Raw genomic sequence first — 23,790 nt, forward strand, 5'->3', positions numbered from 1 at the left:
GTCCAGCGCCGTTCCGAACCGCATGCGGCAACCGAGCAGCGAATATTCAGTGGACCCGACCCCGTCCCACGCGGGACGATGCGTGACGTTCTTTTCGGGGTTCGGGGGCGTAGCCCCCGAGAGCCCTCCGGAGAGTTCGGCCATCCTCGAACACAATTCGAGAGGGGACAATGAGTTCACGCGAATCCGCGGTGAAATTGGTTCTGCGCTACTACGGCCGGGAGATGGCGCGGCGCAAGCGCTACACGATTCCGGCGCTGTTCGCGCCCGCGTTCGGCAATATCTGCACGCTGTACCTGGCGCCGCTGGTGGTCGCCATGCTGGTCGGCAAGGTGGTCGCGCAGGGGGAATTCTCCTTCGCGCAGGCCGCGCCCTACCTGATTGCCTTCACCGGGCTCATGTTCGGTGCGGAAGTGCTGTGGCGCATCGGCATCCACTGTCTCAACCGGGTGGACGCGCACGGTATCGCGAACCTGTACGAGATCGCCATGGACAAGCTGCTGGCCAAGGACAGCGCCTTCTTCCATGACAATTTCGCGGGATCCCTCACCAAGCGGGCATTGAGTTTCGCCAAACGGTACGAGGATTTCGTCGACAGCTTCGTGTTCGAGATCTTCGCCGCCATCGTGCCGATCACCTTCGCGTGCATCGTGCTCTGGCAGTACGACCCGTGGCTGGTCGTGGTGCTGCTCGGCATGATCCTGCTGACCGCGTTCATCATCGCGCCGCTCATCCGGAAACGGCAGGCGCTGGTGGACGAGCGGGAGGCCGCCGTCGCCGCGGTCGCCGGGCACGTCTCCGACAGCCTGTCGAACATGCAGGTGGTGCGCGCCTTCGCGGCCGAGCCGCAGGAGGCCGCCGAACACGAACGCCGGGTTGCCGACCAGCAGCGGAAGACCCTGGCGTCCTGGGATTACGCCAACCTGCGCATCGATATGGCGGTCGCGCCGATCTTCGCGCTCACCAATGTGCTCGGACTGTTCATCGCACTCGGGCTGGTCGGCGGGAAGGCGAGCGTGGAGGTCATCATCGTGGCCTTCACCTACTACTCGAACGCCACCGGAATCATGTTCCGGTTCAACCAGATCTACCGCAGGCTGGAAAGCGATATCACCGAGGCCGCCCAGTTCACCGAACTGCTGCTCGACGACCCGAAGGTCGTGGACGCGGCAGCACCCGAACCGCTGCAGCCCGCGGACAGCGGAATCCGTTTCGAGCGAGTGGATTTCGCGCACGCCGGCGCACCGCCGCTGTTCACCGGCCTGGATCTCGACGTGCCCAGCGGCGCGAAGGTCGGCCTCGTCGGCCGCTCCGGCGGCGGCAAGACCACCATCACCCAGCTGCTGCTGCGCATGATGGATATCCAGGGCGGCGCGATCCGCATCGGCGGGCAGGACATCTCGAAGCTGCGCCAGGCCGACCTGCGCCACCAGATCGCCTACGTGCCACAGGATCCCGCCATGTTCCACCGCAGCCTGAAGGAGAACATCCGCTTCGCGCGCCCCGACGCCACCGAGGAAGAAATCGTGCGCGCCGCCAAGGCCGCCCACGTCACCGAATTCGCCGACGGCCTACCTCAGGGCATGAACACCCTCATCGGCGAACGCGGCGTGAAGTTGTCCGGCGGTCAGCGGCAGCGCGTCGCCCTGGCCCGCGCGATCCTCCGCGACGCCCCCATCCTGCTGCTCGACGAGGCCACCAGCGCCCTCGACTCGGAGAGCGAACTCCTTGTGCAGCAGGCACTCTGGGATCTCATGGAGGGCCGCACGGCGCTCGTCGTGGCCCACCGCCTCAGCACGGTGGCAGGCATGGACCAGCTGGTGGTCCTCGACCGCGGCACGATCGTCGAACAGGGCACCCACGACGAATTGCTCACGGCCGAGGGCACTTACGCCCAACTCTGGCGTCACCAGTCCGGCGGCTTCCTCGGCGAGGACGAACTGGTCGCGAGGTAACTGAGGTGCGGTGAGAGTCACCGCACCTCCGAATCCATGGGGGCGGGGCTCGGCCCGGGATCGGCCGGGCGCAGCCCTATGGGGGTTTGGGGGCTTGGCCCCCACCCCCAATCCCTTTACTTCCCTTGGAAGTTGGGCTTGCGCTTCTCGGCGAAGGCGCGGGGACCTTCCTTCGCGTCGTCGCTGCGGAAGACCGGCAGACCGACCTTGGCGTCGATCTTGAACGCCTCTTCTTCGTGCAGCCCCTCGGTGTCCCGAATGACCTTGAGGATCGCCTGCACGGCCAGCGGGCCATTGTTGTTGATCAGCTCGGCGAGCTCGAGCGCCTTGTCGAGCGCGGTCCCGTCCGGCACCACGTGCCCGATCAGCCCGTACTCCTTGGCCTCGGCCGCGGTGATGTGGCGACCGGTGAGCAGCAGATCCGCCGCCACGGTGTAGGGGATCTGCCGCGGCAGCCGCACCGCCGACCCGCCCATCGGAAACAGGCTCCACTTCGCTTCGGAGATACCGAATTTCGCGCTCTCCCCGGCAACACGGATGTCGGTGCCCTGCAGAATCTCGGTCCCGCCGGCAATGGCCGCGCCCTCGACGGCGGCGATCAGCGGCTTGGTCAGGCGACGCCCCTTGAGCAGCCCCGGAATCCGCGTCGGATCGAAGCGGCTGCCCTCCTGCATATTGTCGGCCGGGCTGGACTTGCTCATGTTCTTCAGGTCCGCGCCCGCGCAGAACGCCCCGCCCGCACCGGTGAGGATGCACGACCGGATCTCCGGATCGTTGTCGACCTGATCCCACGCGTCGACCATGATCGCCAGCATCTCGCCGGTGAGCGCGTTCTTCGCCTTGGGCCGGTTCATGGTGACGATGAGCGTCGCGCCCCGCTTCTCGACGAGCGCGTGCGGCTCGGTGGTGTTGCTACTCGTTTCAGCAGTCGCGGTGGTCATCGCCGACCCTTTCCTCGTCTAGGCCAATCTGGTGATTCGGGACGAAAGTACCCCGCACCGTTGTACAGAACAATAACGTGTTCTAGTTTGGATCATGGTGACCGCCGTCACGGGCGGCAAGTATGGAGAGGTCCTCATGAGCAACACGAGTACGCAGAGCGGCTCGCGGGCCAAGCTACCCCCGCGCGTAACGGAGTCCCTGATCAACCGGCTCACCGCCATGGTGACCGCGGGCAAGGCGGGCGAAACCCGCGAACCCTTCGAAATGATCGAGGTCTACACCGGCGACGTCGTCGGCCACCTGCCCCAGTCCTCACCCCAGGACGTCGAGACCGCCGTCGCCATTTCCCGTGCGGCACAGAAGGAATGGGCCGCCCGCCCGATCGAGCAGCGCCTCGCCGTCTTCGAACGCGCGCACGAGCTCATCCTCTCCGAGATCGAGACCATCGCCGACCTCATCCAGATCGGCTGCGGCAAATCCCGCCGCATGGCCATCGAAGAGGCCTGCGACACCCCGATGGTCATCGCGCACTACCTCAAGACGGCCGCCAAGACGCTCAAGCCCAAGAAGCGCAGCGGCCCCATGCCGATCATCACCAGCTCCACCGAGGAGCACCGCCCCAAGGGCGTGGTCGCGGTCATCGCGCCGTGGAACTTCCCCTTCGCCATCTCCATGTCCGACTCCACCCCCGCCCTCATGGCGGGCAACGGCGTCGTCATGAAGCCGGACAACAAGACCGCGCTGTGCACCCTGTACGGCATCGAACTGCTGCACAAGGCCGGCCTGCCCCGCGGCCTGGTGCAGGTCGTCTGCGGCGGCGGCCCCGACGTCGGCCCCACCCTCCTCGACAATGTCGACTTCGTCATGTTCACCGGCTCCACCGCCACCGGCCGCCTCATCGGCGAACAGGCCGGCCGCAACCTCATCGGCTGCAGCCTCGAACTCGGCGGCAAGAACCCCCTCATCGTCCTCGAGGACGCCAACCTCGACGAGGCCATCCCCTCGGCCAGCTTCGCCGTCTTCGGCAACACCGGCCAGGCGTGCATGCACATCGAACGCATCTACGTCCAGGAGAAGATCTACGACGACTTCGTCCGCCGATTCGTCGCCGCCGCAGAGGAATTGGGCAAGAAGGCCGGCGCCACCTACGACTTTGGGCCCGAAATGGGTTCCCTCGTCTCGGTGGACCACATGAACCGGGTCGCCTCCCACGTGGACGAGGCCCGTGAAAAGGGCGCAAAGGTGCTCACCGGCGGCAAGCCCCGCCCCGACCTCGGCCCCGCCTTCTACGAGCCCACCGTCCTGACCGACGTCACCCCCGACATGGCCCACGCCACCATGGAGACCTTCGGCCCCGTCGTCACCATCTACAAGTTCCGGGACGAAGACGAGGCCGTCCGCCTCGCCAACGCCACCACCTACGGCCTCAACGCCGCCATCTGGACCGGAAACATCGACCGCGCAGTCAAACTCGCCTCCAAGATCGAATCCGGCGCCATCAACATCAACGACGGCTTCGTCACCACCTACGCCGCCAAAGGCACCCCCTCCGGCGGCGTGAAGCAGTCCGGCGTAGGCACCCGCCACGGCGCGGCGGGCATCCTCAAGTACACCGACACCATCAACGTCGGCGTCCAGAAGAAGCAGATCCTCGCCGCCCGCTCCGGCATGCCCTACGAAAAGCAGCTCAAGTCCACCCTGGTCACCCTGCGCCTCATGCGCCGCCTCCACCTCGGCTGACCCCACACCGAAAACCCCAGTGGCCCCGATCAACCGATCGGGGCCACTGCCGTTCCCGGCAGACTCGCGAATGCTCAGCGCAGGGCCGGATCGCTGACCCGGTCGCTGCTGCCCCCGGCGGCGAAGGCGCGGTCCTGCATGTCGAGGGCGGGATTCGGTTGTTGCACATCGACATTGCCCTGGAAGATGGTGCCGCCCTGGGGGCACCAGACCAGGACGCGGCGGGAGCCGGGGGCTACGTTTTCGACTACGAGGGTGCCGGAGGCGTTCATGGGGATGCTCTGGGTGTTGCCGTCGGCGTCGGGGTCCACGAGGCAGCGGTCGGCGGGGTATTCGGTGCCGGCGACGGTGACCTTGATGCGGGCGCGGCCGGGGACCACCTCGACCGTGGGATCGGCTGCGGCCAGGGCCGGATCGGAGAGTGCGAGGGCGGCGGTGGCCAGCAGCAGGGTGGCGGCGGTGCGCACGGACATGCGTAGAGCTCCTTCGGCTTTCGATTCGGATGGGACCCGGTGTTCGAGAGTAGGGGCGGGAACGGTGCGGGGTTATCAGGCGAACGCCCTATGTCGGATCAGGGGCGCTGGGCGGTCAGGGTCAGGTGTGCGGCGCCGACGATGTGGCTGCCCATGGTGAACGAGGCCACGGCGGGGGAGGTGGTGGCGGGCAGGCCCAGAGTGGGAACGTCCAAGGCCAGCACGGTGATTCGGTAGTTGTGGGGACGGTCGCCGGTGGGTGGGCAGGGGCCCAGGTAGCCGGTGATGCCGGCGTCGTTGGTGCCGGACACCGACGCCGCGCCGGTGGTGAAATCGGTTGCGGTGGAGGGGATGTCCCAGTTCATCCAGTGCCAGAAGCCGCTGCCGGTGGGCGCGTCCGGATCGAACATGGTGACCGCGAAGCTTTTCGCTGTCGCGGGTGCGCCCGACCAGGTCAGGTGCGGGGCGCGGTTTGCGGCGGTGCAGCCGAACGCGCCCGCGTAACTGTCGGCGGGAAAGGCGGTGCCGGACTGGGCATCCGGGGTGGTGACGGTGAATGTCGCGGCGTTCGCTGGGATCACGGCGCGGACCTCGACGGTGTCCCTGGCGGGAGCCGGGGCTGACTCGGCCGTCTTGCCGCAGGCGGCGACCGGAATCAGCGCGGCGACAGCGGCGGCGGCGAACAGGATGCGTGCGGGGCGATGCATGACGGGACTCCTCTGTACGTTTCAGATGACGAGACAAGAATCCTGAAATGTGGAACGGCGCGGAAGGCTGTGCGGAACCTGGTATCCCGGATACCACCCGGTGCACCGGGGATTATGCGGCATCGGGAGGATGAGGGCGTGGACGGTACGGCGATCGAACTGGGTGCGTTCCTGCGCGCGATGCGGGAACGGCTGACACCGGAAGCCGCCGGACTGCCCGTGACGGGCGTGCGCCGCACTCCCGGCCTGCGCCGCCAAGAGGTCGCGCAACTCGCCGCCGTCAGCATCGACTGGTACATCCGCCTCGAACAGGGCCGCGTCGGCACGCCCGGCGCCGCCGTCCTGGACGCCATCAGCGCCGCCCTGCGGCTCTCCGATGCCGAACGCGCCCACCTGCACCTCATCGCGCGGGGCGCGCAACCGCCCCGCCACCACCCGGCGCAGGAACTGCCCGCCTCCACCCGCCGCATCCTCGACGGCATGCCCCTGCTGCCCGCCTACGCCATGGACTTCCGCCACGATGTCCTCGCCGCGAACGCCGCGGCCACCGCCGTCTTCGGCGACACCTTCGGATCAGGTGTCAACACCGCGCATCTCGTCTTCCTCGATCCGGAAACCAAGACAGGCCAACTGGATTGGGAGCGCATCGCACGAGAAGAAGTGGGCGCCTTGCGCACCGAGCTCGCCCAGCATCCCGGAGACGCCCGCCTGCTCGAGGTCATCGCCGAATTACGCCGGGAGAGCCAGGAATTCGCGACCCTGTGGAACGACCACGCGGTGGGGGAGCGCCCGCACGGCGTCAAACGCATCCGCCACGCGCAGGCCGGAATCCTCACCGTCTGCTACGACACCCTCGTCCCGCCCGGCGTCACGACGCACAGCCTGGTGATCCTCACCCCCGCCGACGCGGCCACCGAAACCGCCCTGCGCACCCTCGTCACCGGGGAAAACGCGACCGGGTGAACCATGTCCGGAAAACGAGGAAGGCCCTGACCGAAGTCAGGGCCTTCTACTGTGTCTCAACCAACACGTCGGGGTGACAGGATTTGAACCTGCGACCTCTTCGTCCCGAACGAAGCGCGCTACCAAGCTGCGCCACACCCCGTGAAGTGAACCTGCAGTAGCTTAGCGCAGGGTGTGGTCAGATGATAAATCGGCTGGTCAGAGGGTTAAATGAAGCGGAATGTGGCGAGGATTCGGCGGGCCAGGTCGCGGCCTACGGCGCGGTCCACGCCGGTGTCGGCGGCGAGGGTGAGGACCAGGGAACCGGAGCTGCCGCCGCTCACCGCGAAGGTGTAGACGGTGTAGGCGGAGGCGCAGTTCGCGGCGGGTGGGGGGTAGGTGCCGGAGGTTTCGACGTAGACGCCGTTGAGGGACTTGTCGGAGTTGGCGAAGGGTTCGGGGCTGCTCGCCTGCACGGTGGCGTTCTGGTAGCCGGTTCGGGCCATGCGCGCACCGGCTTCGGTGGCGGCCGCGGCGGCGTCGGCCTCCGTGGAGACGGTCAGGAACATGGTGGTGCGCACGAAGTCGGGGCAGTAGCCGATGCCCTCCTGCGCCAGGCCGGTGACGGAGAGCTCGTCCGCGCCGGCGCCCAGGGTCGTGGTGGAGGTGTCGAGCGTCCAGTCCGCGGGCACATCCCAGGCCGAGTCGATATCGGAGGGCGCCACCACCTGATAGCCGGGAATCACCGCGGCCGGGGTGGATGTCCGGGTCGTGGAGTTCGGCGTGGTGGTGCGCGAGGTGGTCCGGCTCGTGGTGGTCGACGACACGGTGCTGGTGCCGCTCGCCTGCCCGCCGCCCCCACCGGAATCATCGGTCATCACAACGACAGTCGCGACAACCGCCACGATCGCGATCACGAGCGCGCCGATCCCGGAGTACAGCCACAGCTTCCTACGTTCGTCGCTGGGCGGCTGACCGTACCCGCCATAGGCCGGAGTGCCACCGTAGGGCGGCTGGCCGCTCTGCGAGGGATTCTGACCGGTCTGATAGGGGTGCCGGCCCGCCTGCGGCAGCGGTCCGGTCGGATACGGATTCGGTCCGCTCCGAAAGGGATTCGCGCCACTCTGGAACGGGGTGGTCCCCTGTGGCTGCGGCCCGCTCTGGAAGGGGCTCGGCCCCTGCTGCGGATACTGCCCGCCCGGCGCGGGATTCGGCTGCACCGGATGCTGCGGATGCGACTCCCACGGGGAACCCGGCGGCGGCATGCCCTGCCACCAATCGGGATTCGCGTCGCCGCGCTCCGGATCGTTGTTCCGGTCATCTGATCCACCGGTCACCGTCGGACCCCCTGTCGGACGTTTCAGTTGTCACTTCGGTTGTATCCGGGCAGCTCCTACGCCGTCGCCCGAATGGAGGCGAGAATCTGTTGCGCCAGTGCGCGATCCACCGCCTTGTCCACCCCCGTGTCCGCGCCGATGGTCAGCACGAACGCCCCGCCCTCACCCGGAAAGGCGAAGGTGTAGATCGTGTACGTGGAGGCACAGCCGCTCGTCGGAGCGGGTGCGCTGCCCTTGATCTCCATGAACACACCCGACAGCGTGCCGTCCGCGGATTCGAACGGCTCCGCGTTGCCCGGCGTCGACCCGGTTGTGGAGGGCCAGCCGATCCGGCCCATCCGCACCCCGATATCCGCGGCCGCCCGCGCCGGATCGGTCTCGGCCGACTGGCTCAGAAATGCCGTGGTGCGTGTGTAATTCGTGCAGTAGCCCACGCCCTCCTGCGCGAGCCCGACCACCGGAATCCGATCCAGCCCGGAATCGAACGCACTGATGCCGGTGGTGTCGATGGTCCAATCCTGCGGAACGTCATAGGCCGCACCGAGTTCCGGCATGGACACCACCTGATAGCCGGGAATCACCGCGCCCGGCGCGCTCGTCCTGGGCGCGGTGGTGCGCGGCGCGGTCGTGGTGCGTGTCCCGGAGGGCGTCGTGGTGAGGGCGCTGATCAGCGACGGCGTCGTATTCGATTGGGCCGAGGACGAATCCGAGCCGCCGTTCACCAGGACGACGGTGACCACCGCGCCGACGATTGCCAGCACCAGCACGCCGATCCCCGCGAACACCCATCCCGTGCGCTTGCCGCCGCCCGGAGGCTGCGCGGGCGGACCGCCGTACGGCGCTCCCGGGGCTTGATATGGACCAGTTTGATAGGGCGCGCCCTGCGGCGCCTGCCCCGGGTACCCGGCCCCCGTGCCGTACTGCCCGCCCGTGAACTGTGCGGTCGGATTCGGCGGCGCGTAGCCGAACTGCCAGGTCTGATCCCCCTGCGGCACACCGTAACCCGACTGCCCCTGCGGTCCCGGCTGCCACGGCGATTCCTGCGCGGGCGCACCCTGCCACCAGTTCGGCTCCTGCCCCTGCCGGGCCGGATCATCGTTGCGATCGTTCCCACTGGTCACGGTTGTCCCCTACCTGACGACTACACACCGTGTTGTATATCGCCGTACACGCCGAAGGCTTAACGCGCGACGGCCTCCGAAGCGGTGCGCCCCCGGTCCGAACCCGACGCCGGCTTCTTCGGCGGTGCGCCCACCAGCGTCAGCAGCGTCGCCTCCGGACGGCAGCAGAACCGGTACGGCGCCCACGGCGAGGTGCCCAGGCCGGCGGAAACATGCAGCTGCGTGTGCGCGCCCCACTTCGAGGCGCCCTTCACCCGCGCGCGATCGATCCCGCAATTGGTCACCAGCGCACCGAATCCAGGCACACACAGCTGCCCGCCGTGCGTGTGCCCGGCCATCACCAGGTCGTACCCGTCGGCCGCGAACCGGTCCAGCACCCGCGGCTCCGGCGAATGCGTGAGCCCGATGCTCAAGTCCGCCAGCGGATTCGGGGCGCCCGCCACGGTGTCGTAGCGATCCCGCTGCAGATGCGGGTCATCCACGCCGGCGGTCGAGATGCGCACCCCGGCGACCTCGATATCGCGGCGCACATGCGTCAGATCCAGCCAGCCGCGCTCGGTGAACGCCGCCCGCATGTCCTGCCACGGCAGCGGATCACCGAAGACGCGCTTGTGATCCTTCTTGAAGTACTTCAGCGGATTCTTCGGCACCGGCGCGAAATAGTCGTTCGAGCCGAAAACGAAAATACCGGGCCGCGCCAGCAGTCCGCCGAGGGCCTGCACCACCGAGGGCACCGACTTCTGATGCGACAGATTGTCGCCCGTATTCACCACCAGATCCGGCTCCAGCCGATCCAGCTCCCGCAACCACGCCTGCTTCAGCTGCTGTCCGGGCATCATGTGCAGGTCGCTGATGTGCAGCACCCGCAACGAGGGTTTCCCGTGCTCGAGCACCGGTAGCGTCGCCTCCCGCAGCACGAAGGCATTGCGTTCGACGAGCGTCGCGTAACCGATTCCGGCGACCGCGGCCCCGGCGGCTCCCAGGGCGGTGCGGCGCATGGCAGAGGTCGAGATAACGGGCATTTGCCCAGAATAGGCGACCGGGCTGAGAAACATCGAGTCAAATGCTGTGCGTCACCACCCAACTCTCGGGGGCCTCTCAGGGGCTTCGTCCCCGAACCCACCTGGTCAACCGCGCGGTCCGACACCCGCGAAAAAGAACGTGCGGGACCGCTGGGGGTGCGGGGTACCGTGAGCCGCATGTCGGAACTCAAAGAGAAGCTGCGTGCCGATCTCACCGCCGCGATGAAGGCCAAGGACGCGCTGCGCCTCAACACCGTGCGCATGCTGCTGGCCGCCGTCCAGACCGCGGAGGTCGCCGGAACGCAGGCGAAGGAACTCACCGACGCCGAGGTCATCGCCGTGCTGTCCAAGGAGGCGAAGAAGCGCAACGAGGCCGCCGTCGTCTACGAGCAGGCCGGGCGCGGCGAACTCGCCGCCAACGAGCGCGCCGAGGAGTCGATCATCGAGGAGTACCTGCCGACCCCCCTCACCGACGCCGAGGTCGCCGATATCGCCGACACCGCCATCGCCGACGTCGCCGAACAGCTCGGCGAGCGCCCCGGCATGAAGCAGATGGGCCAGGTCATGAAGATCGCCACCGCCCTGGCCGCGGGCCGCGCCGACGGGTCCCGCGTCTCCGCCGCCGTCAAGGCGCGCCTCTGACGCGAAGCCGCCCGGCAGGGCAGCGGATACGAAAGCGCCCGGAGTGCGACAGCACTCCGGGCGCTTTCAGCTATGGGGCCCCGGCTACCGCGGGATCGGGATCGGAATGGGGATCGGCGGGAGGCTGGGCAGGTTGGGCAGGCCCGGAATGCCCGGCGCCGGAGCCGGATTCGAGGGTGGAGCCGCCACCTGGGTGCCGTCGCTGACGTAGATGGTGATCACCGATCCGGGGATCGCGGAACCGTCGGGCGACATGCTCAGCACCGTGCCCTTGTTCGAGCCCGGGGCCGAGGCCACCGACACCTGGAATCCGGCGGCGACCAGGGTCGAGGTCGCCTGGCCCTGCGACTGGCCGACCACATCCGGGATCTGGGAGTTGTTGGCGCCGCGCACGTACTTGTCGTCGATGGGCGGCAGGGCGGACGGCGGGAAGTTGCCGAGCACGTTCTTCATGGCGCCCAGCCAGGAGCGCGCCGGCTCGTTACCGCCGAAGAGGTTGCCGCTGCCGCAGTTCCGCAGCGGGAACGAGCAGATCTCGCCGGGCGTCGGGCTGTCGCCGTAGATGTAGGCGGCGCCCGCGAAGGAGTTGGTGAACGCCAGGAAGGCCGAGGACCGGTGGCTTTCGGTGGTTCCGGTCTTGGCCGACAGCGGCACGTTCCAGCCCACCGACTGCGCGGCCGCGGCCGCGGTACCGCTGGTGTCGTCCTTGCTCATGGCGTGCGCGAGGGTGTTCGCCAGCCCCGGCTCGACCACCTGCTCGCAGGCCTGCTGGGTGAGCGGCACGGTCTTGCCGCCGCGATCCACGACCTCCTTGATCGGGGTGGGCGGGCACCACTTGCCGCCGGAGGCGATGGTGGCGGCCACATTGGACAGTTCCAGCGGGTTCACCGCGACCGGTCCGAGCGTGAACGAGCCGAGGTTCTGGTCCTTGATCATGTCGGCCAGGCTCTGGTTGCCGTGCCCGGAGGTGCCGGCCTGCGTGTAGGACCGCATGCCCAGCCGCACCGCCATGTCGACGGTCGGCGTGACGCCCACGGCCTGAATCAGCTTGACGAAGGCCGTGTTCGGCGATGTCGCCAATGCGTCGGTGACCGACATGGGCGAGCGGTACGCACCGGCGTTCTTCACGCAGTACGTCTCGGCCGGGCAGCCCGGCGTGCCGGAGTTACCCATGCCCTTGGCCGCGAAGAACGAGGGCACGTCCAGCGAGGCATTGATGCCCAGCCCCTTCTCCATGGCCGCGGCCGTGGTGAAGATCTTGAACACCGACCCCGCACCATCGCCGACCAGCGAATACGGCTGCGGCTGCACGGTTTGATGCGCGTTCGCGTCGAGCCCGTAGGCGCGGCTGGAGGCCATGGCGAGCACCGGATGCGAATCCTGCCCCGGCGCCACGATGTTCATGACCGAGGCGATGTCGTCCAGATTCGGATCGGCATTGGCGACGACCGCCGCCTTCACCGAGTCCTGCACCGCCGGATCCAGCGTGGTGCGAATCAGGTACCCGCCCTTGTTGATCTGATCCCGGCTGATCCCCGCGTTGGCCAGGTACTGCAGCGCGTAGTCGCAGAAGAATCCGCGGTCGTTGGCCGCGATGCACCCGCGCGGCAGGCCCTTCGGCTCGGCCAGTACGCCCAGCGGTTCGGTTTTGGCCTTGCGGAATTCGTCGGCGCGGCTGGGGATGTTCTGGATCATCGTGTCCAGCACGGTGTTCCGCCGCTCCATCACGCCCTGCGGGTTGGTGTAGGGGTTCAGCTTGGAGCTGGACTGCACCATGCCCGCGAGCATGGCGGACTGCACGACGTTCAGATCCTTGGCGTCGATGCCGAAGTAGGTCTGCGCGGCGTCCTGGATGCCGTAGGAGCTGTTGCCGAACGGCACCAGGTTCAGATACCGGGTGAGGATCTCGTCCTTGGTGAGCTGCTTGTCCAGCGTCAGCGCCATGCGGATCTCACGGATCTTGCGGGCGGGCGTGGTCTCGATGGCGGCGCGGCGCTCGGCGTCGGTCTTGGCGACCACCAGCAGCAGGTAGTTCTTCACGTACTGCTGGTCCAGCGTCGAACCACCCTGGGAGACTTCGCCGCCCGAGGTGTTGGTGAGGAAGGCGCGGAAGGTGCCCTGCCAGTCCACACCGGCGTGCTCGGCGAAGCGCCGGTCCTCGATGGAGACGATCGCCAGCTTCATATCGTTGGCGATCTTGTTGGAGGGGACTTCGAATCGGCGCTGCTCGTACAGCCACGCGAACGGCGTACCGTTCACATCGACCATGGTCGACACCGCCGGGACGGTGCCTTCCACCAGTTCGGCGGAGACATTGTCGACGGCGTCGGCCGCACGGTTGGACATATATCCGAAACCGCCGGCGAGTGGGAACAGCAACCCGGCGAGCAGGACGGCGGCCAAGACGCAGCTGCCGGCCAGTCTCGCGAGCGTTCGTGTGATCGGCACGAGCCCTAGCCTAATTGGCCTTTCGGACACTCGGTGTCCGCGCGTGTCGGGTGTCAGTTCATCCCGTATAGCACCGACTGCCCGGTTTCATGTTGCAAATGCATGGACGGACGTACCAGAAAATCTCGGGACGGTCTTGCGCAGGGGGCTCACCGTTACCTAGATTGAGAACCCAGTGTGATAGAGCTAACACTCAAAGTGGAATGTGGTGCAGAACGCAGCGGGGTTGGGTAGCTGCGCGCTGTACGCGATTCTGGAGCGCCGTGACCCGGTGTTCGGACTGCAAAGGGGCACACCAAATGCACATGACTACCCCGATCGCTCGATTGGACGTGGAGCAGGCCGAAGCGAGAATCGCCTGGGTTTCCCAGGCCCGTTGTAAGGAAGTGGATCCCGACCAGCTGTTCGTGCGCGGCGCTGCTCAGCGCAAGGCGGCAACCATCTGCCGGCACTGCCCGGTCCTGATGGAGTGCGGGGCGGATGCCCTGGACAATCGAGTCGAGTTCGGAGTGTGGGGCGGCATGACCGAGCGGCAGCGGAGAGCGCTGCTCAAGCAGCACCCGGAGGTGACGTCCTGGGCGGATTTCTTCCGCGCCCAGCGTACGCAGAAGATTGCGATGTAATTCCGAAACCGTAACCCTGAAAGCAGAACGGACCGAGCCCGCGAAAGCGGGCTCGGTCCGTTTCCGGGACAAAACCGGGCAGAACGTCCAACCCTCGTCATCCCGGCATGCTTTTGGCCGGGATCCATCCCTCGCGCAGTGGATTCCGGCCAAAAGCACGCCGGAATGACGGGGCGGCAAGACGATCAGGCCGACGCGGCCGTACCCGTCTCCGCGAGCTGGTCGGCCACGGCCCGCAGCGCCTCGAGGTCCGCGACCTCGAACGGCAATGCGGTGACCGCCGCGATCGGCACGCTCGGATGCGCACCCGTGAAGCGATGCAGCAGATGCTGTTCCCGCTTGGCGGTGGCGGCCCGGTGGGCGTGGATGCGGAGCACGGCGGCGGCCAGCGCGGCCGGCGTGTCCGATTCGGCCGATTCGCCATTGGTCGCTGTCGCCGGGGCTAGACGGTCCGCCGCAACCTGCGCCTGCTCGGCCGACAGCGAACTCAACACCGGGTGCGTGCGATTGAGCACCAGCCCGGCCAGCGGCATGCGATCGTGCGAGAGCCGGTCCACGAAGAACGACGCCTCGCGCAGCGCGTCCGGTTCGGCCGCGGCCACCACGATGAAGTGCGTGCCCGGCCGCGACAGCATGGCGTAGGTGCGATCCGCACGATCCTGGAAACCGCCGAACATGGATTCCAGCGACTGCAGGAACACCGACGCGTCCTTGAGCAGCTGCCCGCCCACGATGGTGGACACGCCGCGCAGCGCCAGGCTCATGGCGCCGGCCACGAACTTGCCGACCCCGCGACCCGGCGCCATGATCACGCGGATCATCTTGCCGTTCAGGAAGTTTCCGAGCCGCTTGGGCGCGTCCAGGAAGTCCAGCGCGTTCCGCGACGGCGGCGTGTCGACGACGATCAGGTCCCATTCGCGCTTGGAGGCCAGCTGACCCAGCTTCTCCATCGCCATGTATTCCTGCGTGCCGCCGAAGGAGGACGCCACCGTCTGATAGATCGGATTGGCGAAGATCTGCTCCGCCTTCTCCGGGCTGGTGTGCTCGAGCACCATCTCGTCGAAGGTGCGGCGCATGTTCAGCATCATGGCGTACAGCTCGCCCTTGGTGCCGGGGCCGAGCTCGACCTTCTGCGGCACATTGCCCAGGTCGCTCACCCCGAGCGACTGCGCCAGCCGCCGCGCCGGGTCGATGGTCAGCACCACGACCCGACGGCCCTGTTCGGCCGCGCGCACCGCGACGGCCGCGGCGGTCGTGGTCTTGCCCACGCCGCCGGAACCGCAGCACACCACGATGCGCGAGGACGGATCGGCGAGGATCTTCGTAATGTCCAGGGGGACAGCGTTTGCCGGAACGACCATGACTAGCGAACCCCCTGGGCGCTCAAATGTTCGGCCAGCTCGTAGAGCCCGCCCAGATCCATCCCGTCGGTGAGCGACGGCAGGTACAGCCGCGAGATGTCCACCTGCGCCAGGTCGGCGGCGTTCTCGTCCTGCGCCTCCAACCGGGCCGAATGCTCCACGGCCTCGGCCACCAGGCCCTGGAAGTCCTGCTCCGACACCGTGATTCCGGCCTCGGCCAGTCCGGCGCGCAGCGCGTCCTCGTCGAAGTTGCCCTGTGCGGCCTGCTCGCGCACGGCGCGCGGCAGGAAGCCCTCGCTGGCCCGGTTCACGATGACCGTGCCGATGTTCAGGTCGTTGGCGGTGAGTTCGGCGACCGCGTCCGCGGTTTCCTGCACCGGCAGCGCCTCCAGCAGCGTGACCAGGTGGATCATGGTCTGCTCGGAATGCAGCAGCTTCGAAACCCCTTCGGCCTGCGCGGCGATCGGCCCGCCGCCCGCGATCTCGGCCATGGCCTGGGTGACGTCCAGGAAGCTGGCGATGCGACCGGTCGGCGGCGCGTCGATGACGATCTCGTCGTAGGCCGGTTTACCGGACTTGTCGGTGCGCACCGCGCATTCCTTGATCTTGCCGGTGAGGATGACATCCCGCAGACCCGGCGCGATCGTGGTCACGAACTCGATGGCGCCCACCCGGCGCATGGCGCGCCCGGCGAAGCCCAGGTTGTAGAACATGTCCAGGTATTCCAGGAAGGCATGTTCCACATCCAGTGCCAGCGCCAGCACCTCGCCGCCGCCCTCCGCGGTGGCGATGCGAGTCTCGGTGGGCGGCAACGGCGGCAGATCGAACAGCTGCGCTATCGACTGCCTGCCCTCCACCTCCACCAGCAATACGCGACGGCCCCCTGCCGCCAAGGCGAGCGCGAGCGCCGCCGCGACCGTGGACTTCCCGGTCCCACCTTTTCCGGATACATAGTGCAAGCGGGCCTTGTCCGCTCGCTCCGGCCACCCTGCTTCGACCCCCGGCTCAACCGAAACGGGCACTGCTATCGGTACTCCCACAATCGGAGCCTATAACTCGTTCTGAATTCTTGCCCAGAGGGCGAAAACAACTGTCTGATACACCACTGATGCTTCCTTTCCGGGCCGCCGTGACGTAGGTGGCGTCCAGGCCACGAAGTACGCTCACCCCATGAGTGATGTGACCGTGTGGGAATACGCGACCGTGCCGCTGCTGACGCACGCCACCAAGGCCATTCTCGACCAGTGGGGCGCCGACGGCTGGGAGCTCGTCACCGTGCTGCCCGGACCGACCGGCGAACAGCACGTCGCCTACCTGAAGCGGGCCAAGAACTGATGGCCGCCGCCACCGCCTGGGCCGAGAACCTGGCCAAGCTGGGCCTCGAATTGCCCGGCGTCGCAGCACCTGTCGCCGCCTACATCCCGGCCGTGCGGACCGGCAATCTGGTCTACACCTCGGGTCAGCTGCCGATCGTGAACGGGCAGCTGTCCATGACCGGCAAGGTCGGCGCCGAGATCTCCACCGAACAGGCCGCCGAGGGCGCCAAGCTGTGCGCGCTCAACGCGCTGGCCGCCGTGCACGACCTGGTCGGGCTCGACAATGTGGTGCGCATCGTGAAGGTCGTCGGATTCGTCGCCTCCGCACCGGGTTTCAACGACCAGCCGCTGGTCATCAATGGCGCCTCCGAATTCCTCGGCGAGGTCTTCGGCGACGCGGGCGTGCACGCGCGCTCCGCCGTCGGCGTCAACGAACTGCCCAAGAACACTCCCGTCGAGGTCGAACTCATCGCGGAAGTGCGCTGACGACAACGCTTGGCGCACAGTGGAAAGCGCGGTGAGTCCAACCCTGGACTCACCGCGCGTGCTGCATTAGGACGAGAAACATGACGCTCACCCACCCCGCGTACGAACAACCGCGCCAGGTCACCCCCTCGGCCGCCGTCGTGCTCGCCGACAATCCCGGCGGAATGACGTTGCAGGGCACCAACACCTGGCTGCTGCGCGCCCCCGGCAGCGACGACTACATCGTGGTCGATCCGGGTCCCAAGGACCGCAAGCACACCGAGGCACTCGTCCGCGAACACGGCGGGAACGTCGCGCTCACGCTCATCACCCATCACCATCACGACCACACCGGCGGCATCGGCCACCTGGTCAAGGCCACCGGCACCCCGGTCCGCTCCTTCGATCCGAAATACCTGCACCGCTCCGACGCGCCGCTGGCCGACGGCGAGATCATCGAGGCCGCCGGACTGCGGATCACGGTCCTGGCCACCCCCGGCCACACCACCGATTCGGTCAGTTTCCTGCTCGACGGCCCGGACGGAGAAAGCGCCCTCCTCACCGGCGACACCGTCCTGGGCAGCGGCACAACCGTTCTCGAATCCCGCGACAATGCCCTCGCCGACTATCTGACCTCGCTGAACCGTCTCGCCGAGGCCGCCCCGGGCCGCACCCTGCTGCCCGCCCACGGCCCCGACCACGCCGACGCCGAGCCGGTCATCGGCTACTACATCAAGCACCGGGAAGAACGCCTCCAGCAGGTGCGTGACGCACTCGAGAAGCTCGGCCCCAATGCGAAGGCCCTGCAGATCGTCGCCGCCGTCTACGCCGATGTGGACAAGCGGCTCTGGCCGGCTGCCCACAGTTCGGTGAAAGCCCAACTGGCGTATATCCGTTCGCACGGTTAGGCCGGGATGGCGACCGGAACCCCGGTCCGCCCGCGGGTGAACAGCTTGCCACCCAGCCAGGCGGCGGGCAGGCCCACCGCGGCCACGCTCAGTGCGTACCAGTGCGGTCCGATCTCCATGTTCCAGGTGGCCACGGCCGCGGCCACCGCGCCGACAGTGCCCAGCCCGCCCAGGGTCAGGGCGTGCCGCATCGGATGCGCCGGGGCCAGCCGTGCGGCGACGTATCCGCCCAGCACATCGAGAATCGTGCGATAGAGGATGACGCTCAGGACCACCGGCGTCGCGGCGTAGATGTGCCCGCTGGGCAGGTATCGGCTCGATTCCAGCACTGCGTCGACGGCAGATGAGGTGATGGCGGTGACGGCGAATCCGGCGACGACGGCACCGATGCTCTTGATGATGTTCATTTCTCGACTCCTCGCGTCTTGTGCAACCCCGGGTGGGGTTCTTGCCCATAGGTCGGAGTCGTTTTCGCATGCTCGACGTATCTTCAGAGATTCTCGAAGGTATTTTCGGCCCGAAGCGAAGGCCCTGCGGATTGTGGCCGTGGTCTACGCCGATGTGGATAAGCGGTTCCGGCCGGCTGGGTAGCATCAGCAGATGCTCGATGGTGATCCCGGGGAGAATGAGCCGAGTCGGCGAAAGAGCTACGACAAGGACGAGATGGATGCCTTCGTCGACTTGATGGAACAAGAACTATCGCGCGTGGTTGATGAGAACACAGATCTGAAAGCGGTCATCGCTGATCAAACCGCAGTCATTGCCCAGCTCCGGGCCGAACTGGGCCGGGAGTAGCGTCCGGCCGGGGCGCATCCGAGGCGGAGTACCGCCATTACCTCTGGCGAACGCGCATCGGGGCCGGGTCGTCACCTGATGTGACGACCCGGCCCCGACGAGTCTGAAGTTTGCCTGACCCTTAGCGGGCGCGGCGGGCGAGCCGCTCGGAGTCCGAGATCAGCACGCTCTTGCCCTCGAGCCGCAGCCAGCCGCGGTGCGCGAAGTCGGCCAGGGCCTTGTTCACGGTTTCGCGGGAGGCGCCGACCAGCTGGGCGATCTCTTCCTGGGTGAGGTCGTGGGTCACGCGCAGTGCCCCGGCCTCCTGGGTGCCGAAACGCTGTGCGAGCTGCAGCAGCGCCTTGGCGACACGACCCGGGACGTCGGTGAAGATGAGATCCGCGAGGTTGTTGTTGGTGCGGCGCAGGCGGCGGGCAAGCACCCGCAACAGCTGCTCGGCGATCTCCGGCCGCTGGTCGATCCACGCCTTCAGCGCGTCCCGATCCATGGTGACCGCGCGGACCTCGGTGACGGTGGTGGCCGTCGAGGTGCGCGGACCCGGGTCGAAGATCGACAGCTCGCCGAACATGTCCGACGGACCCATGATCGTCAGCAGGTTCTCACGGCCGTCCGGGGAACGGCGGCCGATCTTCACCTTGCCGGAGGTGATGATGTACAGCCGGTCGCCCGGCTCGCCCTCGTTGAAGATCACGTGCCCGCGCGGAAAGTCCACGGGCTGCAGCTGTTTGGCGAGAGCCGCCACCGCGGTGGGCTCTACGCCTTGGAAGATGCCTGCTCTGGCGAGGGCCTCGTCCACGAATGTGCTCCTTATGGGAAATGGCTCTGTACTGGACCGAAGCGAACTCGGCCGACAGTGCAGTCTACTTTGCAATACCACCGGGTAGTGATAGACACCACGCGGACGGCGCTTCTGCGACACGCTAAACCGCATTACACGACACGCAGAAGCGATTTCGCGACACGCAAATCTTAGGCAGACGACACGCCGCCGCAGCATTCGGGAGACCGGCCCCGAGACCGGAAGCGCCCACCCCGGTTCGGACCAGGGTGGGCGAGGAGAAGATCAGGCGGCTCAGCTGGCCTGGGCGACTTCGACGCCCTTGGCCGGAGCCCGGCGGCGCGCCCGCGCCGCGGCAGCGGGAACACCCAGCTTGGTGAGGTCACTGACCTCGGCATTCGTGGCTCGATCGAGGTACTGCTGGACTTCGGGGTCGGGTTCGAGCAGCTTGCGCAGCCGGTTCTCGACACGTTCCATCACCAATGCGAACAGCATCAGCGCTATCGGAAACAGCACCACAGCGAGTCCTTGCATAGGGGTGAGTAAACACGGAGAAGGTCTCAGATGGAACACGGCGTCCGCTCAGCCCGGTTGTCGGGACCGGCTGGTTCCGTAAGGTGGACGCGTGCGTGTCACCAAAACCAGCGCGGCCGCGAACGGGGCCGGAACAGGCGTCCCCGCGGTGCCGTCCGTGAACGACGATACGCCCGCCGCGAGCGAATCCGCGCCGGTGGAAGCCACACTCGCGCGGCCGCGCAAAGCGAACAAGCGCGCCAAGGAGACGCCGACCGGATTGGTGCGCCGCGCCCGCCGCATGAACCGCGAACTGGCCCTCGCCTTCCCGGATGCGCACTGCGAGCTCGATTTCACGAATCCGCTCGAATTGGCTGTTGCCACAATACTTTCCGCGCAATGCACGGATGTGCGTGTGAACATGACCACACCGGCGCTGTTCGCGAAGTATCCGACCGCCCGCGACTACGCCGAAGCCAACCGGACCGAACTCGAGGAGATGATCCGGCCCACCGGCTTCTACCGCAACAAGGCGAACTCGCTCATCGGCCTCGGACAGGCACTGGTCGAACAGTACGACGGCGTGCTGCCGAACAAGCTCGACAAGCTGGTGCAGCTGCCCGGCATCGGACGCAAGACCGCCAATGTCATCCTCGGCAATGCCTTCGGCGTCCCCGGCATCACCGTCGACACCCACTTCGGCCGGCTCGTGCGCCGCTGGAAGTGGACCGACGAGGAGGACCCCGTGAAGGTCGAGCACATCGTCGGCGACCTCATCGAACGCAAAGAGTGGACGATGCTGTCGCACCGGGTGATCTTCCACGGGCGCCGCGTGTGTCATGCCCGCAAGCCCGCGTGCGGCGCCTGCATCCTCGCCAAGGACTGCCCGTCCTACGGGACCGGTCCCACCGATCCGGCCCAGGCCGCCGCTCTGATCAAAGGCCCGGAGACCGAGCATCTGCTCGAACTGGTGGGCCTGTGACACCCACGCTCGAGCAGACCGGGGCTCCGGCGCCGGGCGGCAATACCTGGTGGCGCTGGGCGGTGGCGGCGGTGGTCGTCGCGGTCGCGGTCGCCATCGTGGTGTGGGCGAGCGTGGGCGGGAAGGACACCGAGAAGGCGAAGGGTGCATCGACGACTCCGGCCGTCGCGGCGGTGTCGGCCGCCGATCGCGCCGCCGCGGCCCTGGCCGCCTGCCCGCAGCCGACCGGCGCGCCCGTCAGCGCCGAAAGCCCGCTGCGCGGCATCACGCTCGAATGTCTCGCGAACGGCGCTCCCGTCGACCTCGCCGCGGCTCTGGCCGGAAAACCGGCCCTGATCAACCTGTGGGCCTACTGGTGCGGCCCGTGCGCGGAGGAACTGCCTCTGCTGCAACAGTATTCGGAGCAGGTGGGTGACGCGGTCACGGTGCTGACCGTGCACAGCGACCCGGCCACCGCCAAGGGCCTGTCCCGCCTGACCGGCCTCGGCATCCACCTGCCCGGTGTGGCCGACCCGGATATCAAGGTGCGCAAGGCCGTTCGGGCCCCGCAGGTGCTGCCCGTCTCGATCCTCGTGCGCGCCGACGGCACCGTCGTGAAGGTCGAGGTGCGCGCCTTCGACAGCGTCCAGGACATTGCCGACACCGTGTCCTCCGAGCTCGGGGTCAAGGCATGAGCCCGAGCGGTGCGGCACGAATCACCGTGCCGGGCACCGTGTTTTCCCGTGGTCGGGGTGTAGCGATCGGTGGCGTTGTGGCGTTAGCAGGTGTGTGGGTATGAGAAGCGAGATTTCCGGCAACGGCAGCGTTCCGGAGTGGCTACGGGCGGTGGCCGAGCACGAACCGGCCGACCCGACCGGCATCAATCCGGTGCTGCGGCGAGTCGCCTCGGCGATCTCCAAGCCGCGTGAGGCATCGGTGCTGGTGTTGTTCGGCGGATCGCCGGACGCGGACCCGAACGCCCTGGGCGGACTGCCCGACGACGCCGATGTGCTGCTCACCCAGCGCGCCGCGACCCTGCGCACGCACAGCGGGCAGGTCGCGTTTCCCGGCGGCGGCGTCGAACCCGGCGACGACGGCCCGATCGGCACCGCGCTGCGCGAGGCCGAGGAGGAGACCGGTCTCGACCCGGCCGGCGTGGAGCCGATCTCGGTGCTGCCCAAGATCTTCGTGCCGCCCTCGCGGTTCGAGGTGACCCCGGTCGTCGCCTACTGGCGCACGCCCGGCGAAGTCGGCGTGGTGAGTGAGACCGAGGCGGCGCGCGTGGTGCGGGTGCCGCTGTCGGAGCTCATCGACCCCGCGAATCGGTTCGTGGTGCGGCATCCCCTCGGATACATGGGTCCGGCCTTCGCGGCGGACGGCATGCTGGTGTGGGGCTTCACCGCGGGTGTATTGGCCGGACTGCTCGCCGTGTCCGGCTGGGAACTGGAATGGGACCATCACGATGTGCGTGATCTGCAGGCCTCACTGGCCGCGGTTGGGATGACGTTATGACTGCCTCGGGCTGGCTCGACATCGGAATCGTGCTCCTCGCCCTGCTGGCGGCCACCTCCGGGTGGCGGCAGGGCGCGGTCGCCTCGGCGCTCGCCTTCCTGGGCGTGCTACTCGGGGCGGTGGCGGGCATTCTCATCGCGCCGCACATCCTGCAGCACCTGAGCGAGGGCCGCAGCCGGGTCCTGGTGGGCGTGCTGCTCATCGTGGCGCTGGTGATCGTCGGCGAGGTCGCGGGCATGGTGCTCGGGCGCGCCGCGCGCAGCGGCATGCGCGACCCGTTCACGCGCAGCGTGGACAGCGTGGTCGGCGCGGGCCTGCAGGCGGTCGCGGTGCTGGCCACCGCCTGGCTGCTGGCGCTGCCGCTGACCAACTCCTCGCAGCCGGGAATCGCCGGGGCGGTGAAGAATTCGCAGGTCCTCATCAATGTGGACCATGTGGCGCCGAACTGGCTGCGCAAGGTGCCCAACGAATTCTCCAACCTGCTCAACACCTCCGGGCTGCCGGACGTCATCGGCCCGTTCGGGCGCGTGCAGATCGCCGCGGTGGATCCGCCGGACGGCGGCGTGCTGGACCTGCCGGTGGTGCGCTCGCTGCAGCACAGCGTGCTGCGCATCCGCGGCGTCGCGCCCAGTTGCCAACGGCAGCTGGAGGGTTCGGGCTTCGTGGTGGCGCCCGAGCGCGTCATGACCAACGCCCACGTGGTCGCCGGAACGACCAGTGTCGCGGTGGACATCGCGGGCGGATCGCTGCCGGCCACCGTGGTGCTGTTCGACCCGTCCAAGGATGTGGCGATCCTCGCCGTGCCCGGACTGGACGTGCCGACCGTGCCGCTGGCCCCGGAACCCGCGGAACCGGGCACCAGCTCCATCGTGCTCGGCTACCCGGGCGGCGGCCGGTACACGGCCAGCGCGGCCCGCGTGCGCGAGACGCTGGAACTCAAGGGCCCCAATATCTATCGCGACGACAATGTGGAGCGTGAGGTCTACACGCTGCGCGGCACCGTGCGCGCGGGCAACTCGGGCGGACCGCTGGTCGACACCGACGGGCGGGTGCTGGGCGTGGTGTTCGGCGCCGCCGTCACCGACGACGACACCGGCTACGTGCTGACATTGGACGAGGTGCGCCCGGAAGTGAATGCGGCGCCGAATGTTTCGGCCCCGGTAGAGACCGGCAGCTGCGTACTGAGCTGAGTGTCCGGTGAAAACCGGTGCGGCCCCCACGATGTGGGG

The 23,790-nt window shown here is 67.8% G+C and carries 25 protein-coding genes and 1 tRNA gene; 13 read left to right on the plus strand and 13 right to left on the minus strand.

What is annotated here, in order from left to right:
- Positions 1 to 170: 170 nt before the first annotated feature.
- Positions 171 to 1,955 (plus strand): ABC transporter ATP-binding protein, encoded by a 1,785-nt coding sequence (locus H0264_RS02995; RefSeq protein ID WP_231083904.1) that lies wholly within the window; start codon positions 171 to 173, stop codon positions 1,953 to 1,955.
- A 116-nt stretch (positions 1,956 to 2,071) separates the two neighbouring features.
- Here the strand turns inward: H0264_RS02995 and H0264_RS03000 are convergent, their stop codons facing one another.
- Positions 2,072 to 2,896, minus strand: coding sequence for a crotonase/enoyl-CoA hydratase family protein (locus tag H0264_RS03000; RefSeq protein WP_181582543.1), 825 nt, complete (start codon positions 2,894 to 2,896; stop codon positions 2,072 to 2,074).
- A gap of 136 nt (positions 2,897 to 3,032) precedes the next feature.
- Between H0264_RS03000 and H0264_RS03005 the strand changes: the two genes are divergently transcribed.
- Complete coding sequence (locus H0264_RS03005) at positions 3,033 to 4,637, plus strand: succinic semialdehyde dehydrogenase (protein WP_181582544.1); 1,605 nt, start codon at positions 3,033 to 3,035, stop codon at positions 4,635 to 4,637.
- Positions 4,638 to 4,711: 74 nt separating this feature from the next.
- On the opposite strand, the gene H0264_RS03010 is transcribed toward H0264_RS03005, so the two are convergent.
- Together H0264_RS03010 and H0264_RS03015 are read right to left on the minus strand one after the other, a co-directional pair.
- The gene (locus tag H0264_RS03010; RefSeq protein WP_181582545.1) at positions 4,712 to 5,110 is read right to left on the minus strand and encodes a hypothetical protein; all 399 of its coding nucleotides are present in this window, start codon (positions 5,108 to 5,110) and stop codon (positions 4,712 to 4,714) included.
- 98 nt (positions 5,111 to 5,208) lie between these two features.
- On the minus strand, positions 5,209 to 5,817 hold the full coding sequence (locus H0264_RS03015) for a YbhB/YbcL family Raf kinase inhibitor-like protein (protein ID WP_181582546.1): 609 nt from the start codon (positions 5,815 to 5,817) through the stop codon (positions 5,209 to 5,211).
- A gap of 138 nt (positions 5,818 to 5,955) precedes the next feature.
- Between H0264_RS03015 and H0264_RS03020 the strand changes: the two genes are divergently transcribed.
- Positions 5,956 to 6,780 carry a helix-turn-helix transcriptional regulator gene (locus H0264_RS03020; protein WP_231083906.1) on the plus strand — a complete coding sequence of 275 codons (825 nt, stop codon included), beginning with the start codon at positions 5,956 to 5,958 and terminating at the stop codon, positions 6,778 to 6,780.
- Between the two features lie 68 nt (positions 6,781 to 6,848).
- Here H0264_RS03020 and H0264_RS03025 read toward each other — a convergent pair.
- The 4 genes from H0264_RS03025 to H0264_RS03040 all read right to left on the minus strand — a co-directional run bounded on the left by H0264_RS03025 (position 6,849) and on the right by H0264_RS03040 (position 10,239).
- Positions 6,849 to 6,922: transfer RNA gene (locus H0264_RS03025), tRNA-Pro, on the minus strand.
- Positions 6,923 to 6,986: 64 nt separating this feature from the next.
- Entirely contained in the window at positions 6,987 to 8,096 is a 1,110-nt protein-coding gene (locus tag H0264_RS03030; protein WP_181582548.1) for a DUF8017 domain-containing protein, read from the minus strand.
- A 56-nt stretch (positions 8,097 to 8,152) separates the two neighbouring features.
- Positions 8,153 to 9,217 (minus strand): DUF8017 domain-containing protein, encoded by a 1,065-nt coding sequence (locus tag H0264_RS03035; protein ID WP_181582549.1) that lies wholly within the window; start codon positions 9,215 to 9,217, stop codon positions 8,153 to 8,155.
- Positions 9,218 to 9,276: 59 nt separating this feature from the next.
- Positions 9,277 to 10,239, minus strand: coding sequence for a metallophosphoesterase (locus H0264_RS03040; RefSeq protein WP_181582550.1), 963 nt, complete (start codon positions 10,237 to 10,239; stop codon positions 9,277 to 9,279).
- Between the two features lie 177 nt (positions 10,240 to 10,416).
- On the opposite strand from H0264_RS03040, the gene H0264_RS03045 reads away from it, so the two are divergent.
- On the plus strand, positions 10,417 to 10,881 hold the full coding sequence (locus H0264_RS03045; RefSeq protein WP_181582551.1) for a GatB/YqeY domain-containing protein: 465 nt from the start codon (positions 10,417 to 10,419) through the stop codon (positions 10,879 to 10,881).
- Between the two features lie 84 nt (positions 10,882 to 10,965).
- Here the strand turns inward: H0264_RS03045 and H0264_RS03050 are convergent, their stop codons facing one another.
- Positions 10,966 to 13,329 carry a penicillin-binding protein gene (locus H0264_RS03050; protein ID WP_181582552.1) on the minus strand — a complete coding sequence of 788 codons (2,364 nt, stop codon included), beginning with the start codon at positions 13,327 to 13,329 and terminating at the stop codon, positions 10,966 to 10,968.
- A gap of 299 nt (positions 13,330 to 13,628) precedes the next feature.
- On the opposite strand from H0264_RS03050, the gene H0264_RS03055 reads away from it, so the two are divergent.
- On the plus strand, positions 13,629 to 13,952 hold the full coding sequence (locus tag H0264_RS03055; RefSeq protein ID WP_181582553.1) for a WhiB family transcriptional regulator: 324 nt from the start codon (positions 13,629 to 13,631) through the stop codon (positions 13,950 to 13,952).
- Positions 13,953 to 14,137: 185 nt separating this feature from the next.
- Here H0264_RS03055 and bagB read toward each other — a convergent pair whose 3' ends face one another.
- Together bagB and bagA are read right to left on the minus strand one after the other, a co-directional pair.
- Entirely contained in the window at positions 14,138 to 15,313 is a 1,176-nt protein-coding gene (bagB, locus tag H0264_RS03060; protein WP_181582554.1) for an ATPase BagB, read from the minus strand.
- A gap of 2 nt (positions 15,314 to 15,315) precedes the next feature.
- Entirely contained in the window at positions 15,316 to 16,335 is a 1,020-nt protein-coding gene (gene bagA, locus H0264_RS03065) for an ATPase BagA (RefSeq protein WP_181582555.1), read from the minus strand.
- 148 nt (positions 16,336 to 16,483) lie between these two features.
- Here bagA and H0264_RS03070 point away from each other — a divergent pair, with 148 nt between their 5' ends.
- From H0264_RS03070 to H0264_RS03080, 3 genes are all read left to right on the plus strand, one after another.
- Positions 16,484 to 16,648: a Sp36 family protein gene (locus tag H0264_RS03070; protein ID WP_122190876.1), complete on the plus strand. Its 165-nt coding sequence runs from the start codon at positions 16,484 to 16,486 to the stop codon at positions 16,646 to 16,648.
- Positions 16,648 to 17,115 carry a RidA family protein gene (locus H0264_RS03075; protein ID WP_181582556.1) on the plus strand — a complete coding sequence of 156 codons (468 nt, stop codon included), beginning with the start codon at positions 16,648 to 16,650 and terminating at the stop codon, positions 17,113 to 17,115. Before H0264_RS03070 ends, H0264_RS03075 begins: the two co-directional genes overlap by 1 nt.
- A gap of 80 nt (positions 17,116 to 17,195) precedes the next feature.
- Entirely contained in the window at positions 17,196 to 18,002 is an 807-nt protein-coding gene (locus H0264_RS03080; protein WP_181582557.1) for an MBL fold metallo-hydrolase, read from the plus strand.
- On the opposite strand, the gene H0264_RS03085 is transcribed toward H0264_RS03080, so the two are convergent.
- On the minus strand, positions 17,999 to 18,409 hold the full coding sequence (locus tag H0264_RS03085) for a hypothetical protein (protein ID WP_181582558.1): 411 nt from the start codon (positions 18,407 to 18,409) through the stop codon (positions 17,999 to 18,001). The two genes, H0264_RS03080 and H0264_RS03085, sit on opposite strands and share 4 nt — an antisense overlap.
- A 193-nt stretch (positions 18,410 to 18,602) precedes the next feature.
- On the opposite strand from H0264_RS03085, the gene H0264_RS03090 reads away from it, so the two are divergent.
- Positions 18,603 to 18,797 (plus strand): hypothetical protein, encoded by a 195-nt coding sequence (locus H0264_RS03090; RefSeq protein WP_181582559.1) that lies wholly within the window; start codon positions 18,603 to 18,605, stop codon positions 18,795 to 18,797.
- Positions 18,798 to 18,918: 121 nt separating this feature from the next.
- Here the strand turns inward: H0264_RS03090 and H0264_RS03095 are convergent, their stop codons facing one another.
- Positions 18,919 to 19,593, minus strand: a complete 675-nt coding sequence (locus H0264_RS03095; RefSeq protein ID WP_019044571.1) for a Crp/Fnr family transcriptional regulator — start codon at positions 19,591 to 19,593, stop codon at positions 18,919 to 18,921.
- 276 nt (positions 19,594 to 19,869) lie between these two features.
- Positions 19,870 to 20,094, minus strand: a complete 225-nt coding sequence (locus tag H0264_RS03100; RefSeq protein WP_181585250.1) for a hypothetical protein — start codon at positions 20,092 to 20,094, stop codon at positions 19,870 to 19,872.
- Positions 20,095 to 20,305: 211 nt separating this feature from the next.
- On the opposite strand from H0264_RS03100, the gene nth reads away from it, so the two are divergent.
- The 4 genes from nth (at position 20,306) to H0264_RS03120 (ending at position 23,751) form a co-directional block, all read left to right on the plus strand.
- Complete coding sequence (nth, locus tag H0264_RS03105; RefSeq protein ID WP_231087213.1) at positions 20,306 to 21,070, plus strand: endonuclease III; 765 nt, start codon at positions 20,306 to 20,308, stop codon at positions 21,068 to 21,070.
- Positions 21,067 to 21,744 carry a TlpA family protein disulfide reductase gene (locus H0264_RS03110; RefSeq protein WP_244976094.1) on the plus strand — a complete coding sequence of 226 codons (678 nt, stop codon included), beginning with the start codon at positions 21,067 to 21,069 and terminating at the stop codon, positions 21,742 to 21,744. Before nth ends, H0264_RS03110 begins: the two co-directional genes overlap by 4 nt.
- A 100-nt stretch (positions 21,745 to 21,844) precedes the next feature.
- Positions 21,845 to 22,561, plus strand: a complete 717-nt coding sequence (locus H0264_RS03115) for an NUDIX hydrolase (protein ID WP_181582560.1) — start codon at positions 21,845 to 21,847, stop codon at positions 22,559 to 22,561.
- Entirely contained in the window at positions 22,558 to 23,751 is a 1,194-nt protein-coding gene (locus H0264_RS03120; protein ID WP_181582561.1) for a MarP family serine protease, read from the plus strand. Before H0264_RS03115 ends, H0264_RS03120 begins: the two co-directional genes overlap by 4 nt.
- Positions 23,752 to 23,790: the final 39 nt, after the last annotated feature.

Source organism: Nocardia huaxiensis (assembly GCF_013744875.1).
Lineage (GTDB): Bacteria > Actinomycetota > Actinomycetes > Mycobacteriales > Mycobacteriaceae > Nocardia > Nocardia huaxiensis.